Here is a 16,626-nt window from a genome sequence, read left to right as displayed (position 1 = left end):
CAAGATCAGCGTGTTCGGCACCGGGTACCTCGGCGCCACCCACGCCGTCGCCATGGCGGAGCTCGGCTTCGAGGTCATGGGCGCCGACACCGACCAGGGCAAGGTCGACGCCCTCGCCGCGGGCAAGGTGCCGTTCTTCGAGCCCGGACTGGACCCGCTGCTCGAGAAGCACCTCGCCACCGGCCGCCTCACCTTCACGTCCGACCTGGCCGCCGCCGCGGCGTGGGGCGACGTGCACTTCATCTGCGTCGGCACCCCGCAGATGAAGACCAGCCACGCCGCCAACCTCTCCTACGTGGAGTCCGCGGCGACCACCATCGCCCGCAACCTCACCAAGGACGCGCTGATCGTCGGCAAGTCCACCGTCCCGGTCGGCACCGCCGCGCGGCTGCGCGAGGTCATCGCCGCCGAGCTGCCCGCGGGCCGCAAGGCCGAGCTGGTGTGGAACCCGGAGTTCCTGCGCGAGGGAAAGGCCGTGGACGACACCCTGCACCCGGACCGCATCGTCCTGGGCGGCACGTCGGCGCAGGCCGAGGCCACGCTGCGTGAGGTCTACGCCGGTCCGATCGCCGAGGGCACCCCCGTGGTCGTCACCGACCTGCCGACCGCCGAGCTCGTCAAGGTCAGCGCCAACGCGTTCCTCGCCACCAAGATCTCGTTCATCAACGCGATCTCCACCGTGTGCGAGGCCGCCGGGGCCGACGTCACCGTCCTCGCCGACGCCCTGGGCCACGACGTCCGCATCGGGCGGCAGTTCCTCAACGCGGGCCTCGGCTTCGGCGGCGGCTGCCTGCCCAAGGACATCCGCGCCCTCATGCACCGCGCCAACGAGCTCGGCGCCTACCGGGCGTCCGCGCTGCTGCAGCAGGTCGACGAGATCAACATGGGCCAGCGCGAGCGCGTGCTGGACATGGCGGTCGAGGCGTGCGGCGGGTCCGTGCTGAACCACCGCATCGGCGTCCTCGGCGCGGCGTTCAAGCCCGACACCGACGACGTCCGCGACTCGCCCGCCCTGAACGTCGCGGCGGCCCTGCACCTGCGCGGCGCGCAGGTCACCGTCTTCGACCCCGAGGCCGGCGACACCGCCCGCCGGTCCTTCCCGACCCTGTCCTACGCGACCTCCATCCAGGAGGCCGTCGAGGGCACCGACGTCGTGCTCGTCCTCACCGAGTGGGACGAGTTCGCCAAGGCCGACGCCGAGAAGCTCGCGCCGCTGACCAGCAGCCCGCGCGTCGTGGACGCGCGCGGCAAGCTCGACCCCGCGCGGTGGCGCGCCGCCGGCTGGGAGTTCGCCGGCCTGGGTCGACCCGCCGCCTGACGGCGGCCAGGGACGGGGGCGTCCCGGCGGGACGGCGCGCGGAGGGGGCGCCGCACCACCGGGGCGCCCCCTCTGTCGTGCGCCGGGGCGCCGGGCGTGGTGGGCGTGGGCCCGCTGGCGCGGGGCACACCGCCCGCCGGTGTCCCGGCCCGGGGCGCGCCCTCTCCCCCGGTCCCCGTACCGCCCCACCGTGCACGAGGGGGCGGGACGAGGACCGGGGGCGATGCCTCTGCCCGCCCGGCGCGCGCGGGGGTGGTGGGTGTCGGTGCGCGGTGGTTGGGTGGGCGCACGCGCGGACGACCGCGTCCAGCGCGCCCGACGACCGCAGGAGCACCGGATGTCCACGCGCACCACGCCCCAGCCAGACGGCACCCCCTGCTGGGCCGAGCTCTCCGTCCCGGACCTCGACGCCGCCCGCCGGTTCTACGGCGCCCTGTTCGGCTGGGACTGGCAGATCGGTCCGGCCGAGACCGGGTTCTACAGCCAGGCCCTCGTGGAGGGCCGCCCCGCCGTCGCCCTCAACGGGTACCGCCCCGACCCCGACGCCCCGGTGCAGTGGCTGACCTTCCTCGCCGCCGCCGACGCCACCGCGACCGCCCAGCGCGCCGTCGCCGCCGGGGCGCACCTGCTCGCCGGACCGATGGACGTCATGGACGCCGGGGCGATGGCCGTCCTGCGCGACCCCGCCGGTGCCGTCGTCGCGCTCTGGCAGGCGGGCACCTCCATCGGCGCCGAGGTCGTCGACGAGCACGGGTCGCTCGCCTGGTCCGAGCACATGTCCGACCGGCCGTCCGCGGCCCGCGAGTTCTACCCGGCGCTGTTCGGCCTCGACCTGCAGGACATCAGCGCCCCCGGCTTCGACTACACCACGCTCGTGCGCGGCGAGGAGCCCGTCGCCGGGATCGGCGGCGGCTCCGAGCGGCCCGAGTGGGCGCTCTACCTCGCCGTGGCGGACACCGACGCCGTCGTCGCGCGCGCCCAGGACCTCGGCGCGACCCTGCACCTCGACCCCGAGGACTCGCCCTACGGGCGGCTCGCCGGGATCACCGGGCCGTTCGGCGAGCGGTTCTGGGTGATGGGACCCGTCACGGAGGACGGCGCGGCCGCCGCGACCGCCGGCTGAGGCGGCCCCCACCCGGCGACTACCCTCGACGGGTGCCCGCCGACCTCACGCCCGCCGACGCGTTCCGGCACGCGCCGAACGCCGAGGGCGAGCCGATCCGGACGTTCCACCCCCGACGGGCGGCACTCGGTGAACGCCGGACCACGGCGCTCACCGACCTGTTCCCGCGCCTCGGGTTCTCGGTGCACGACCCCGACCTCGGCCTGCCGCCCACCACCCCCGACGGACTGCTCGACACGGTCGCGCTGTTCGGCCGCACGGCGCCGGTGGTCCTGGAGATCGGCTCCGGCATGGGCGACGCGACGGCCACGATGGCGGCCGCCGACCCCGGGCGCGACTACCTGGCGGTCGAGGCGCACCTCCCCGGCATCGCCAACCTCCTCGCGCTGGTGGACGACGCCGGGCTGACGAACGTCCGCGTCGCGCACGGGGACGCGCTCGACCTGGTCCGCCGGCTCGTCGCCGAGTCGTCGCTGGACGCGGTGCACGTGTACTTCCCGGACCCCTGGCCCAAGGCCCGGCACCACAAGCGGCGGATCATCGCCCCGGCGCACGTCGCGCTGCTGCGCTCGCGCCTGCGGCTCGGCGGGACCCTGCACTGCGCGACCGACTGGGCGCCGTACGCGGAGCAGATGCTCGAGGTCGTCGCCGCGGACCCCGGCCTCACGAACCCGCACGAGGGCTACGCCCCGCGCCCGGCGCACCGGCCGGTGACGAAGTTCGAGCAGCGCGGCCTCGACGCCGGCCGCCCGTCCCACGACGTCATCGCCACCCGCACCCGCTGACCCCGCCTCCCGCGCGCCAGGGCTGCCGCCGACGCATCGAGACGGTGGGCCCGGCCGGGCGGGTGGCCGGGGCGTGCGGGGTCAGGCGGGGGTTGTGAGGGTGTCGAGGCGGACGACGCGGTCGGCGGTGCGGACCGCGCCGGGGCGGTGCGCGATGACGAGCACGGTGCGGCCGCGCGCGGCCTCGGCGAGCGCGTCCTGGATCTCTGCCTCGGTCTGGACGTCGAGCTGGCTGGTCGCCTCGTCCAGCACGAGCACCGGGGCGTCCAGGAGCAGGGCCCGGGCGATGGCGACGCGCTGGCGCTGACCGCCCGACAGCCGCTCCCCCATCTCCCCGACGCGCGTGGCGTACCCGTCGGGCATGGCGGTGATCGCGTCGTGCAGGGCGGCGCGGCGGCACGCCTCCTCGAGCTGCTCGTCGGTGGCGTCGGGGGCGGCGAGCCGGAGGTTCGCCGCGAGGGTGTCGTTGAACAGGTAGGTGCTCTGCGAGACGACGGCGACGTGGCGGCGCAGGTCGTCCAGCGCGAGGTCCCGCACGTCGACACCGCCGAGCAGCACGCGGCCGCCGTCGGGGTCCCAGGCGCGGGTCAGCAGGTTGACGAGGGTGGACTTGCCCGAGCCGGACGCGCCCACGACGGCGGTGGTGCTCCCGGCGGGGACGTGCAGGTCGAGCCCGTCGAGGACCGGACGCCGCTCGACGTCCCCGGCCGCCGCGGCGAGCGCCACGGCGGTGGGGTCGTCGGGGTCGAGGTCGGGCGCCGGGTAGGTGAACCGGATGCCCTCGAACCGCAGGTCGAGCGGCCCGTCGGGCACTGCGACGGGCTGCGCGGGCGAGGTGGTCGCGGGGGCGGCGTCGGTGATCCGCCAGATGCGGCGGGCGGACGCGAACGCCTGCTCCAGGTCGGGGGCGACGTCCTCGACCGCGAGCACGGGGACGAACACGGCGAGCGAGACGACCACGGCGACGGCGTAGTCGGACCAGTCGAGCGCACCGGAGGACACCCGGGCAGCGCCGACCAGGGCGACGGTGGCGGCGGCCGCGACGGTGAGCACGGCGTTGGCGGCACGACGGCGGGCGGTCCACACGCCGAGCCGGGTGAGGCCGCCGTCGACCTCCTCGGCGAGGGCCCGCGCGTCCGCGCGGCGACGGTCGGCGGCACCGAACGCGAGCACCTCGCGCACGCCCTGGAGCGACTCGGTGACGAGCTGGGCGATGCGCCCGCGTGCCGCACGGACCTCGGTGGCGGCCGCACCGGCGCTGTTGCGACCCCACCCGGGGACGAGCGCGCCGACGGCGAGCAGGAACGGCAGCAGCACGAGCGCGAGCACGGGGTCGGAGCCGACCGCGAGCCACACCAGGACGACCACGGGGACGACGACCGCCGCGACCGCGGGCACCAGGGTGTGCGCGAAGAACACCTCGACCCGGTCGACGTCCTTGGTCGCCCGGTTGACGAGGTCGCCCGTGCGGCGGGACAGCACGCCCGCGGGTGACTGCGGGGCGAGCCGGTCGTAGAAGTCGACGCGCAGCATCGCCAGCGCGCGGAACGCCACCGCGTGCCCGGTGAACTGCTCCAGGTAGCGCAGCACGCCCTTGACCAGCGACAGCACGACCAGCGTCCAGACGAGCCCGGCGACGGGCTGGTCGGGGACCTCGGCGACGCGGGCGACCCCGCCCGCCGCGATGCCGAGCAGGGCGATGCCGAGCAGCTGCCCGAGCACGCGGCAGACCAGGGACGCGACGAGCGGCGCGAGCACGGGTCGGCCGAACCGGATCAGCCGCCGCGAGATCGCGGCCCGGCTCAGCGGTGCGTCCGGGGTGGTGGGGCCGCTCGACGTGGCCGCACGTCCGGCTCCGGCGGGGGCCGCGGTGGGGCCGGAGGTGGTGGGGGCGCTCACGGACGGGCCTCCTGCTCGGTGGTCGTGGCGGAGGTCGCGGTCGTCCCGGCCGCGCCGGGCGACGGCGGTGCGGCCGGCGAACGCGGTGGTGCTCCGACGGTCGAGAGGTCCAGGGCACGGGCGTAGTACGAGTCGATGCTGCCCAGGGCGTCGGGCGGGCCCTGCTCCACGATGCGCCCCTCGGCGAGGACGAGGACCTCGTCGGCGCCGCGCACGGTGCTCAGCCGGTGCGCGACCACGACGACGGTCCGCCCCTCGCCCGCCCGGTCGAGGGCCTCGACGAGCGCCCGCTCGGACGCGGCGTCGACCTGGCTGGTGGGCTCGTCCAGCAGCAGCACGGGCGCGTCCTTGAGCAGCGCCCGGGCGACGGCGAGCCGCTGCGCCTGGCCGCCCGACAGGGACAGGCCCCGCTCCCCCACCCGGGTCGCCAGCCGGTCGGGGAAGCCCCGGACGTCGTCGGCGAGGTTGGCCTGCGCGAGGACGTCCCACAGCAGGTCGTCGTCGGCGTCGGGGGCGGCGAGCCGCAGGTTGTCGGCGAGGGTGCCGGTGAACAGGTAGGTCGTCTGGGCGACGACGGCGGTCTGCGCCCGGACCCACGCGACGGGCACGGTGGTGGCGTCGTGGCCGCCGACCCGGACGACGCCGGAGCCGGGCCGCAGGTGGGCCTGGAGCAGGGCCGCGACGGTGCTCTTGCCCGAGCCGGAGGGGCCGATGAGCGCGGTGCGCCCGCCCAGCGGGACGGTGAACGACACGTCGCCCAGCACCGGGTGACCGCCCGGGTAGGCGAACGACACGTGCTCCAGCGCCAGCGCCTCGGGTGTCGCGGCACCGCCGGGCGCGGCGGGTGCGGGCTCGCGATGATCCACGTGGAACGTGCTGGTCACGGGCTCGCGGACGCCCGGTGCGTCGGCGGCCACGGCGTGCTGCGCGAGCACGGCGTCGATCTCCCGCACGGACGCGCGCCCGCCCATGCCGACGTAGAAGAAGGAGCCGACCCGGTCGAGGGGCTCCAGCAGCACGGTCGACACCAGGACGACCGCGACGGCCTGCCCGGGCGTGATCGCTCCGTCACGCAGCCGCACGACGGCGAGGCCCGCGGCGGCGGTGACCATGGCGAGCGAGAACGACGAGTCGATGACGAGCAGCACGAGCTGGTTGCGGGCGAGCAGGCTCATCACCATGCGGCGCAGGTGCTCGGCGCCGCGGGCGAGCTCGGCGCCCTTGGCGGTCGCGCGCCCGAACGCGGTGGACGTCGGGAGCCCCTGGATCGCGTCGAGGAACTGCGCGGCGAACCGTCGCGACGTCATCCGGTACTGCACCGAGACGCCCCGGAACGCCTTCTGGAACCCGCCGACCAGCAGCGGGATGGCGGGCAGCGCGAGCGCGAGCCACCCGGCGACCACCCAGTCCACGGCCACGCCGAGGGCGACGAGCGCGACGACGGGGACGGTCATCGAGGCGATGATCGGGAACTTGAACGTCGCCTCGTACCCGGAGGCGCGCTCGACGCCGTCGGTGGCGGTCGAGACGAACCGGCCGGAGCGCTCCTGGGTCCGGAACGCGACGCCGAGGCGGAATACCTGGTCGAGCAGGACGTCGCGCCGCACGGACTCGCGCGGGCCGACGGCGCCGAGGCTCAGGCGCGGGCCCGCGAACGCGGCAGCACCGAGCACGACGACGCCCGCGACGAGCGCGAGCACGGCGAGCGGCGGGACCCCGTCGCCGGTGCGCGCGGCGTCGATCACGGAGCCGAGCGCGAGGTAGGCCGTGGTGGTGCCCGCGGCGACCAGCCAGGTCAGGGCGGCGGGGACCAGGGCGACGCGTCGCGGCAGGGGCGGCGTCGGGACGACGGGCGGGCCCACGGGCTCGGCGCCCGGGTGCGCCGGGCGGCCGGGACGACCGCCGGGGTGCGCGGACCCGCCGGGGCGCCCTCCCGGGTGTCCGGACCCGCCGGGGTGCCCCTTCGCCCCGGGATGACGCGCACCCTCGGCATGACCCCCACCCCCGGGGTGACCCGCGGGCCCCGGGTGACCAGGACGCCCGGCGTGGCCGGTCGCCCCAGGGTGACCAGCGCGCGGGCCGGGAGCACCCGGCGCCGCCGTGGCACCCGGTCCCGGGATCGTGCTCTGCCCGGTGGGGTGGTCTCCGGTCGCGCCATCGGGGCGTCCGGTGGGGGGCGTGGTCATGCGTCGTCCTCGTGCGAGTGGGGGGAGGTGAGGAGAGGTGTGGCGCTCACGGTGCCACGCGGCGCGGTCCCGCGCGACATCGTGCGCCGAGCCTGGGGACGACGCGGCCGGAGCCGCGCCGCCCCCAGGGCTCAGGTGGTGCTCAGGCCAGCGCGACCGCGCCGGCCGACCGGCGACGGCGGTAGCCCACCGCCGTCAGCAGGGCGCCGAACAGCAGCAGCGCCGCGGCGTACCCGAGCGGGCCCGACGGGTCGCCACCGGTGGTCGCCAGGGACCCGGACGCGGCGTCGCACTCGACCTCCGCGCCCAGCGGCAGCGTGAACGACACCGGGTCGAGGGCAGCACCGGCCTGGTAGAAGCCCTCGAACACCGTGGCACCCGCCTGGGTGAGCGTCGCGGGGACCCCGGACCAGGAGACCTGGTTCGCGCCCGAGGACGCCGACCCGGAGGACAGCGCCAGGGTCGCCAGGGCGACGCGCGACGAGCCGGACGGGCTGGTGACCGTCATCGTCAGCGTCGCCGACGAGGCGCTGGTCACCCGGACCGTCGGGTCGGAGAACGTCAGGTCCAGCTGGCCGGAGTGCCCGGTGAAGTGCACGCCGCCGTCCCAGGACGTGGCGCCCGCGGCGGCCGTGGTGTTGTACCGGCCGGAGCCGCCGGACCAGGTCCACGGACCGCTGCCCGAGACGCCGGACGCGCTGATCGACCCGTTGGCGATCGGCCCGGTGACGTAGGTGCGGAACGAGTCCCGCACGCCCCAGGTGAACGACGCCCCCGACACGGCGCGGGCCACGCAGGTGGGCTGCGCCGCGGTGACGGTGATCGGGAACTCCAGGGTCTGGTTCGCCCCGATCAGCACGAGGGTGTGCGCCCCGGCGGGGGTGGACGCCGGGATCGTGAACGTCACGGCGAGGACACCCGCCGCGTCGGCGGTCAGGCCGCTGGCGAGCACGACCGGGTCGGAGTGCAGCTCGAGGCGGATGCCGCCCTCACCGGCGCCGAAGCCCCCGGCGGTGAGCGTCAGCTCGCCGCCCGCGACCACGGATCCCTGCTCCGACAGGCCCTGGACCTCGCGGACCGGGGTGGTGTCCACCGGGGTGGTGGGCGTCGTCGGGTCCGTGGGGACCGTCGGGGTGGTCGGCGTCGTCGGGGTCCCGCACTCGGTCGCGGCCCCCAGCGGCAGGCTGAACGTGATCGGGTCCAGCGGTGCACCGGCGGCGTAGAAGCCCGCGAACGCGGTGCTGCCCGCGGCCGTGAGCGTCGCCGGGACACCGGCGTACGTGATGCGGGTCGCGTCCGAGGTGGACGTGCCGCGCGACAGGTCGAGCGTGGCGACCTCGACGCGCGAGGGCGCCGCGGTGCCGGAGGTGACCGACATGATCAGCGAGGCGGTGGTGGCACCGGTGACCCGGACCTCCGGGCTCGCGAACGTGAGGTCGAGCTCGCCCTCGTGACCGGTGAACCGCACGCCGCCGGACCAGACCGCCGTGGCGAGCCCGTCCTTCGCGACCTGACCGGTGCCCGCGGACCAGGTCCAGGGGCCGGTGCCGGTCACGCCGGTGGTGGAGATGGTGCCGGCCGCGATCGGGCTGGTGATGTAGGAGCGGAACGACTCGCGCACGCCCCAGGAGAAGGTGCCGCCGGTGATGGCGACGCAGGTCGGCTGCTCGCCACCCGGCTGCTCGCCACCGGGGTTCTCGCCGCCCGGGTTCTCGCCGCCCGGGTTCTCGCCGCCCGGGTTCTCGCCGCCCGGGTTCTCGCCACCGGTCGTCGCGAAGGTGAGCGGGACGGCGTGCTCGTTGACCGCCTGGACCGCGCCACCGGCACCGGTCGTGAACACCGCGAGGGTCCCACCGGCCAGCGCCTTGGCGTCCAGCGTCGCCTTGTCGATCGTCACGGTCCACGTGAAGTCCGCCGTGCCGTCACCGTTGTCCGACCACTTCAGGTACGGAGCCGCGTCGTTCGCGTCCTGCACCCACCGCGAGTACGCGTTCGTGCGCGCCGAGGACGGCGCGTTCTGCGACGGCTGCCACGTCTCGGCCAGCCACCCGATCTGCGCGTAGAACCCGGCCGGAGCACCCGGCACCGGGTACTGCGCCACCGCCGAGGTGTCGTAGTTCGTACCCGTCACCGTGATCGTCGCGCCCGCCGGGTCCAGACCCGTCGACTGCGAGACCGCCAACGTCGGGGTGGACGGGGTCGTCGGCTCGGCCGCGAAGGTGAGCGGGACGGCGTGCTCGTTGACCGCCTGGACCGCGCCACCGGCACCGGTCGTGAATACCGCGAGGGTCCCACCGGCCAGCGCCTTGGCGTCCAGCGTCGCCTTGTCGATCGTCACGGTCCACGTGAAGTCCGCCGTGCCGTCACCGTTGTCCGACCACTTCAGGTACGGAGCCGCGTCGTTCGCGTCCTGCACCCACCGCGAGTACGCGTTCGTGCGCGCCGAGGACGGCGCGTTCTGCGACGGCTGCCACGTCTCGGCCAGCCACCCGATCTGCGCGTAGAACCCGGCCGGAGCACCCGGCACGGGGTACTGCGCCACCGCGGAGGTGTCGTAGTTCGTGCCCGTCACCGTGATCTGCGCACCCGCCGGGTCCAGACCCGTCGACTGCGACACCGCCAGCGTCGGCGTCGCGGGCTCCGGCTCGGTCCCGGGGTCGGTGCCCGGGTCGGTGCCGGGGTCGGTCCCCGGGTCAGTGCCCGGATCGGTCCCCGGGTCAGTGCCCGGATCGGTCCCCGGGTCAGTGCCCGGATCGGTCCCGGGGTCGGTGCCCGGCTCCTCGGCCGCGGCGAACGCGATCGGGACCGACTTCTCGTTGCCCGCCTGCACCACGCCCTTGCCGCCCACGGTGAACACCGCGAGCTGCCCGCCGTCGATCGCGACCGCGTCCAGCGCGGCCTTGTCGATGGTCACGGTCCAGGTGAAGTCGGCGAGGCCGTCCTCGCCGATGGTCCAGCCGACGTAGGCGCCGCCGGTCGTGGTGTCCTCGACCGCGACGTTGTAGGCGTTGCTGCGCGCCGTCGACGCGGCACCCTCGGAGGGCCGCCACGTCGGGGCGAGCCAGCCGATCTGCGCGTAGAACCCCGCGGTGTAGGGGCCCTGCGTGAAGTTCGGGTTGAAGTTCTCGCCCGTGACGGTGATCGTCGCGCCCGCCGGGTCCAGCCCGGTGGTCTGCGACACGGTGAGGGTCGCGCCCTCCGCCGCGACCGCGGGCGTGGCCGCGAGCGCGGACGCCCCTCCTACGACCAGCGCGACGAGCGCGCTGGTGACCGCGCGCCAGGCGCGGGTCCTCGTTCCTCGGTGCATCGTCTCCCTCTCCGGCCCGGGGTCCCGGGCGATCGTGCGGTCCGTGGCCCTCGGCGGGCGCCGGTCCGTGCCTGTCACAGCTGCTGGTCCTGCGCGGTGGCCTCCGCGCGGCGGCGCGCGGCGCGCACACCGGCGACACCCGCGACGGTGGCCGCGAGCGCCGCGGCGACGGCGGTCCCGCCGATCACCCACGGCGCGGCCCCGCTGCCGCCGTCGGGCTCCTCGGCCTCGGGGGCGACGGCGACGGTGGTCGCCTCGGTCGAGGGCTCCGGCGTCGGCTCCGGCGTGGGCTCGGCGGTCGGCTCCGGCGTCGCCTCGGCGGCGGCCGCGGTCGCGAACGTCACCGGGGTGAAGGACTCGTTGTTCGCGTTGGTCACCCCGTGCGCACCGAAGGTGATGACGCCGCAGGTCACCTGGAGGCAGTCGACCTCGACGGTGCCCCCGGCGGCGTCGAGCGCGGTGAGCGTCGAGCCGGGCACGACGAGGTCGGCGGTCCAGGACCCGTCGGCGGCGACCTCGCCGCCGTTCGCCTCGACGGCCGTGGTCGACCCGGGGAACGCCACGAAGCGCTGGTACCCGGCGTTCTCCTGACCCTGCACGTCGACCGCGTACCGGTACTGCGTGCCGGACACGCCGCCCGCGCTCGGTCGCCACGCGTCACCCGCGGCGGGGTCGATCCAGCCGAACAGCACGTAGATGCCGCCGAAGCCGCCGGTGACGGACTGGAAGCCGGTGCCGTGCAGCTGGACGGTCGTGGGCGCGTCGGCGGCGAGGCCCTCGGCCCCGGTGACGTCGACGAGGGGCGCGGCGAGGGCCGGGGCGGCGACGGTGAGCGTCGCGGCGGCGGCGAGGGCCCCGGTCGCGAGGGCGCGGCGCAGGGTGCGGGTCATCGGTGGTCCTCCGGGGTGGTGCGGTCGGGCAGGACGATCAGGTCGCCGGTGCGGGGGTGGGTCAGCACCTCGACGCGGTGCCGGTAGACCTCGCCGAGCAGGTCGGCGCGCAGCACCTCGGCGGGGGTGCCGAGCGCGCGGGCTCGACCCTCCCCGAGCAGCAGGACGCGGTCGGCGTAGGCGGCGGCGAGGCTGAGGTCGTGGAGCACGGCGACGACGGCGTGCCCGGCGCGGGCGAGGTCGCGCGCCTGGGCGAGGACCATCTCCTGGTGCCGGATGTCGAGGGCGGCGGTCGGCTCGTCCAGCAGCAGCACGGGGGTGGCCTGGGCGCGTGCCCGGGCGTACGCGGTGCGGGCCTTCTCGCCGCCGGACAGCGTCGGGAACCGGCGGTCCGCGAGGTGCAGGACGTCGGCGGCGGCCGCGGCCTCGGTGACGTGCCGGTCGTCGTCGTCCTCGGCGGCGGTGCCGCGCCACGGGGAGCGGCCCATGCGGACGACCTCGGCGACGGAGAACGGGAAGCTCAGCCGGTGCTCCTGGAGCAGCACGGCCCGGCGGCGGGCGAGGTCGGCCACGGGGACGTCCTCGATCGCGGTCCCGGCGGAGGTCACGGTGCCCCGGGTGGGCCGCAGGTCACCGGCGAGCAGCCCGAGCAGCGTGGACTTCCCGGCCCCGTTGGGCCCGACCACGGCGAGCAGCGAGCCGGGCTCGACGTCGAGGTCGACCCCGTCGAGCAGGGTCACCCCGTCCACGTCGAACCCGACCCCGCGCAGCACGATCGCGCCCGCCGACGCCGCGTGCGGAGAAGCGGGCCCAGGATGTCCGGGATGTGCCGCAGGTTCTGCGCACTCGGCGGCAGGGCGGGTCCGGGCCCGCAGGGCCCGCAGCGCGCGCGGGCTCATGCCCAGCCCCCGGCCTGCTTGCGGGTGCGGCGGATGAGCCAGAAGAAGAACGGCCCGCCGACCAGCGCCGTCAGCATCCCGATGGGCAGGTCCGCGTACGCGACGGCGGTCCGGGCGACGAGATCGGCGGCGAGCAGCAGCACCGCCCCGCCGAGCGCGCTGAGCGGCACCAGCACCCGGTGCCCGGGGCCGACGGCCATCCGGATCAGGTGCGGCACGACGAGGCCGACGAACGCGATGATCCCGCAGAACGCCACCGCCGCCGCGGTGAGCAGCGCGACCCCGACGATGCTGACGATCCGCAGCCGCTCGACGTCGACCCCGACGTGCCGGGCGGCGCGCTCGCCGAGGGCGAGCAGGTCCAGCCGCCGGGCGACGAGGAGCGCGACGACGAGGCCGACGGCCACGAACGGCGCGACGACGGCGACGTACTCCCACCGGGTGCCGTTGAGCGACCCGAGCTGCCAGAACACGATCTGCTCGCGCGCCTGGGTGTCGGCGAGGAAGGTGAGGAAGGCGATCCCGGCCCCGGCGACGGCGTTCACGGCCACGCCGGTGAGCACGAGCGTGACGACCTCGGTGCGCCCGCCCGACCGGGCCAGCAGGTACACGGCGAGCGTGGTGACCAGGCCGCCGACGAACGCGAGCGCCGCCGACGTGAACGCCCCGAGGAACGTCAGGTTGAACACGATCCCGGTGCAGGCCGCGAGTGCCGCGCCGGACGAGACGCCCACGACGCCGGGGTCGGCGAGGGGGTTGCCGAACACGCCCTGCATGACGGCCCCGGCGGTGGCGAGCGCGGCCCCGGCCAGGATCGCCATGACGACGCGCGGGAACCGGATGGTCCACAGGGCGGCGTCACCGTTGGGGTGGCTGGGCAGCGTGCCGACGTCGAGCCCGAGGCGGTGCAGGACGGAGCCGAGCACCTCGGCGGGCGGGACCCGCAGCTGCCCGGTCCCGGCAGCGACGACGGCGAGCACGAGCAGCAGCACCGTCAGCCCGAGCGCGAGCGGCAGCACCCGGCGGTGCCGCGTCCGCGTCAACGGCGCGGGAGCCGACGCCCCGGACGACGCGGTGCGCGCGCCGGCGTCCCGCAGCGCCGTCACGAGGCGTCCGGCGCGTAGAACGCGCGGGCGAGGGCGTCGAGCGTCTGCGCCGACGTCGGGCCGAACGACAGCACCTGGTTGTCGGCCATGTCGACCACGCGGCGGTGCTGCCCGGCGGGCGTCTCGGCGACGGCGGGCAGCTGCTCCAGCAGGCCGTCGACGCCGCCGACGGACTCGAGCCCCTTGGTCATGACGAGCACGAGGTCGGGCTGCGCGGCGACGAGCCCCTCGTCGGTGACGGGTCGCATGCCCTGCCAGCCGATCTCGCCCGCCACGTCCACGGCGCCGAGCGCCCCGATGAGGGAGTCCGCGCCGGAACCCTCGCCGAACAGGTAGTACACGCCGGCCTGCCCGCGCAGGTAGAGGAACACCACCCGCAGCCGGTCGGCGGGGTCGGTGGGGGCGAGCCGGTCGATCTGGGCGGTGACGTCCTCGATCTCGGCGGCGGTGCGCGCGGCGAGGGTCGCGCCCTCGTCGGGCAGCCCGACGGCGGCGGCGACCGACGTGATCAGGTCCCCGACCGTGTCGAGGTCGCGGTGGGAGTCCACGACGACGACGGGGATGCCCGCGTCGCGCATCTGCAGGACCGTGTCCCACGGGCCGAGGGTGGTGTCCGTGATGATGAGCGTCGGCGCGAGGTCGAGGATCGCCTCGCCGCTGAGCTCGTGCCCGTTGGTGGTGACCAGCGGCAGGTCGGCGATCTCGGGGAACGTCGAGGACGTGTCGCGGCCGACCACGCTGTCCCCGAGGCCGAGCTCGTAGACGATGCGCGACGTCGAGCCGTAGAGGTCGAGCGCGAGGATCCGGCTGGTGTCGGTGACGGTCACCTCGGCGCCCTGCGCGTCGGTGACGGTGGCGGGCAGCGCGGGGTCGGGGTCGGCCGCGACGGGGTCCACCGGCGTCGCCACGGAGACGGCGGTCTGCTCGCCTTCCCACGCGCGGGGGTCGTCCAGCGGCGTGACGTCCGCGAGCGCGGGCCGGTCCCCGGCGGCCGCCGCCGTCGATCCCCCGCCTCCGGGGGTGAGCCCCGTGCAGCCCGCGAGCAGGGCCACGGCCGCGGATGCGACGAGCGCCGCGAGGGTCCGGCGGGTGCTGCGGTGGCGCGAGGCCGGGCCGGACGGGCGACGCAGGGGCATGACGGGCGACTCCAGGTGCAGGTGGCTCGCGCGGTGGCGCCGTCGTCGGGGCCGGATCGCGAAGGTGAGCCAAACCTAAGTTAGTGGAGCCTTGCCTGACAAGACACGGTGTCAGAAAAGACAAACCGGACACCCGTTCGGGTGAGAGCCCCCGCCCGGCACCCGCGCGCGCCTCGCCCTAGCCTGAGCGCGTGCCGACCACCCCCCGACCCGAACCCAGCCCGCAGGAGCGCGCCGACCGGCTCAAGGAGCGGGTCTACGTCACGTTCGCGGCGCTCGCCGTCGTCCTGACGCTGCGCTCGCACGGCGAGGTCAGCGCCGGCGTCGCCGCCACGACCCTCGCCATCACCGTCGGCGGCACGCTGCTCGCGGTGCTGCTCGCCGACGTCGTCGCGCACCTCGCGGTGCACGCGTCCCTGCCGAGCCCGGCCGAGGCCCGGCACATGGTCGCGGTGTGCACGGGCGCGCTCGGCGTCCTCGTGCTGCCGATGATCTTCCTCGGCGTCGCGGGCGGCGGGGGCTGGACCGTCGACGCGGCGCTCCAGGCGTCGACGATCGCGCTCGTGGTGAGCCTGGGCGTCGTCGCCCGCATCGCCGTCCGCCGGCTGCCGATCCCGAAGGCGCAGCGGCTGCTCGTCCTGGTCACCGTCGTCGCCCTCGGCTTCGCGGTCGTCGCCCTGGAGCTCCTCGCCCACGGCTGACGACCGACCCCCGGGTGACCCGGGTCGCGCCGGTCAGGCCCGGCGGTCACCCTTCGGGTCCCGCTCGGCCGCGCGCGCGGCGTCGCGCTCGCGCAGGCGCTGCTCCTCGCGCTTCACCTCGGCCTGGGTCGCCCGCTCGCGGTGCAGCCACTCCGGGCTCTCCGCGATGATCGCGTCGATCTCCTCGGTCGTCAGCGGGTCGGTGAGGCCGGCACGGGCGAGCCCGGACGTCGAGATGCGCAGCCGCGCCGCGACGACCGCGCGCGGGTGCGGGCCCGTGCGGCGCAGCTCGCGCAGCCACTCCGGGGGCGTGCGCTGCAGCTCGTCCAGCTCGGTGCGGGACACCGGGCCGTCCTGGAACTCCGCGGGCGTCGCGGGCAGGTAGACCCCGAGCTTCGCCGCGGCGGTCGCGGGCTTCATCGTCTGGGACGTGCGCACGCGCGGCGCGGGGGCGTCGGCGGGTGCGGCGGGCTGCTCGGGCTGGTCGGTCACCGCACCAGGATACGGACCACGGGGCCCGGGCCGCGCCCCGCCGCCGACTACGCTGGTCGGGATGTCCGAGCAGCCTCCCACCCCCACCGACCCGCCGGCGTTCCGGCTGCTCCTCGTGCCCGGCGTCGTCCCCGCCTCCTGGGTGCGGACCTGGCGCGAGCGCGTCGCCGACGTGCGGCTCGACCTGGTGCACGCGCCCGCCGCCGAGGCCGCCGCGGTCCTCGCCGCCGGGGACGCCGACGCGGCCCTGCTGCGGCTGCCCGTCGACCGGGACCTGCTGTCCGCGATCCCGCTGTACGTCGAGACCACCGTCGTCGTCCTCCCGAAGGACCACCTGCTCACCGCGCTGGACGAGGTCACCCCCGCCGACCTCGCCGACGAGACCCTGATCACCCCCGCCGACGACGTCCTGCGCTGGACCGACCCGCCCGGCGAGCCCTCCCTGCTCCCCGCCCCCGCCACGACGGAGGACGCCGTCGCCCTCGTCGCCTCCGGCGTCGGGCTCCTCGTCGTCCCCCAGTCCCTCGCGCGGCTGCACCACCGGCGTGACCTCACCTACCGTCCCTTCGCGGCTGCCGCCGGGGATGCCGCCCCGACCGTCCCCGCGTCGCGCACCGCCCTCGCGTGGGCCGCGGAGCGCGACGGGGACCCGCTGGTCGAGGAGCTCATCGGGATCGTCCGGGGGCGGACCGTCAACAGCTCGCGCGGCCGCGGCGGCGCGGGCGCAGGAGCCGGCGCTGCGTCCGACGGCGGGGGCCGCAACGGCGCCGGGCGCGGCGACGCG

At 76.2% G+C, this 16,626-nt stretch carries 13 protein-coding genes; 5 read left to right on the top strand and 8 right to left on the bottom strand.

Going from position 1 to position 16,626, the window contains the following annotated elements; all coding sequences use genetic code 11:
• Positions 1-52: 52 nt before the first annotated feature.
• The 3 genes from EBM89_RS01965 to trmB all read left to right on the top strand — a co-directional run bounded on the left by EBM89_RS01965 (position 53) and on the right by trmB (position 3,226).
• On the top strand, positions 53-1,318 hold the full coding sequence (locus EBM89_RS01965) for a UDP-glucose dehydrogenase family protein (RefSeq protein WP_233571482.1): 1,266 nt from the start codon (positions 53-55) through the stop codon (positions 1,316-1,318).
• Positions 1,319-1,655: 337 nt separating this feature from the next.
• The gene (locus tag EBM89_RS01960; protein WP_158609436.1) at positions 1,656-2,441 is read left to right on the top strand and encodes a VOC family protein; all 786 of its coding nucleotides are present in this window, start codon (positions 1,656-1,658) and stop codon (positions 2,439-2,441) included.
• Between the two features lie 32 nt (positions 2,442-2,473).
• Positions 2,474-3,226, top strand: a complete 753-nt coding sequence (trmB, locus tag EBM89_RS01955) for a tRNA (guanosine(46)-N7)-methyltransferase TrmB (protein ID WP_122147780.1) — start codon at positions 2,474-2,476, stop codon at positions 3,224-3,226.
• A gap of 81 nt (positions 3,227-3,307) precedes the next feature.
• Here trmB and cydC read toward each other — a convergent pair whose 3' ends face one another.
• From cydC to EBM89_RS01925, 7 genes are all read right to left on the bottom strand, one after another.
• Positions 3,308-5,125, bottom strand: a complete 1,818-nt coding sequence (gene cydC / locus EBM89_RS01950) for a thiol reductant ABC exporter subunit CydC (RefSeq protein WP_122147779.1) — start codon at positions 5,123-5,125, stop codon at positions 3,308-3,310.
• Positions 5,122-6,987, bottom strand: a complete 1,866-nt coding sequence (locus EBM89_RS01945; RefSeq protein ID WP_122147778.1) for an ABC transporter ATP-binding protein/permease — start codon at positions 6,985-6,987, stop codon at positions 5,122-5,124. Before EBM89_RS01945 ends, cydC begins: the two co-directional genes overlap by 4 nt.
• Before the next feature lie 466 nt (positions 6,988-7,453).
• Positions 7,454-10,618: an HtaA domain-containing protein gene (locus tag EBM89_RS01940; RefSeq protein ID WP_147463421.1), complete on the bottom strand. Its 3,165-nt coding sequence runs from the start codon at positions 10,616-10,618 to the stop codon at positions 7,454-7,456.
• A gap of 74 nt (positions 10,619-10,692) precedes the next feature.
• Complete coding sequence (locus EBM89_RS20965) at positions 10,693-11,508, bottom strand: hypothetical protein (protein WP_158609434.1); 816 nt, start codon at positions 11,506-11,508, stop codon at positions 10,693-10,695.
• On the bottom strand, positions 11,505-12,281 hold the full coding sequence (locus EBM89_RS01935; protein WP_369408614.1) for a heme ABC transporter ATP-binding protein: 777 nt from the start codon (positions 12,279-12,281) through the stop codon (positions 11,505-11,507). Before EBM89_RS01935 ends, EBM89_RS20965 begins: the two co-directional genes overlap by 4 nt.
• A gap of 122 nt (positions 12,282-12,403) precedes the next feature.
• On the bottom strand, positions 12,404-13,450 hold the full coding sequence (locus EBM89_RS01930; protein ID WP_199731938.1) for a FecCD family ABC transporter permease: 1,047 nt from the start codon (positions 13,448-13,450) through the stop codon (positions 12,404-12,406).
• Between the two features lie 59 nt (positions 13,451-13,509).
• Positions 13,510-14,649 carry a heme/hemin ABC transporter substrate-binding protein gene (locus EBM89_RS01925; protein ID WP_122147774.1) on the bottom strand — a complete coding sequence of 380 codons (1,140 nt, stop codon included), beginning with the start codon at positions 14,647-14,649 and terminating at the stop codon, positions 13,510-13,512.
• A gap of 191 nt (positions 14,650-14,840) precedes the next feature.
• Between EBM89_RS01925 and EBM89_RS01920 the strand changes: the two genes are divergently transcribed.
• Positions 14,841-15,350: a hypothetical protein gene (locus EBM89_RS01920; protein WP_122147773.1), complete on the top strand. Its 510-nt coding sequence runs from the start codon at positions 14,841-14,843 to the stop codon at positions 15,348-15,350.
• 33 nt (positions 15,351-15,383) lie between these two features.
• Here EBM89_RS01920 and EBM89_RS01915 read toward each other — a convergent pair whose 3' ends face one another.
• Positions 15,384-15,770, bottom strand: coding sequence for a DUF5997 family protein (locus tag EBM89_RS01915; RefSeq protein WP_122147811.1), 387 nt, complete (start codon positions 15,768-15,770; stop codon positions 15,384-15,386).
• 133 nt (positions 15,771-15,903) lie between these two features.
• Here EBM89_RS01915 and EBM89_RS01910 point away from each other — a divergent pair.
• Positions 15,904-16,626 (top strand): LysR substrate-binding domain-containing protein (locus tag EBM89_RS01910; RefSeq protein WP_122147772.1); only part of this gene is annotated, 723 nt, incomplete at its 3' end.

It is taken from the genome of Cellulomonas triticagri (assembly GCF_003696205.1).
In the GTDB taxonomy this organism is placed as follows: Bacteria; Actinomycetota; Actinomycetes; order Actinomycetales; family Cellulomonadaceae; genus Cellulomonas; species Cellulomonas triticagri.
This window is presented reverse-complemented; position numbering and strand designations above follow the sequence as displayed.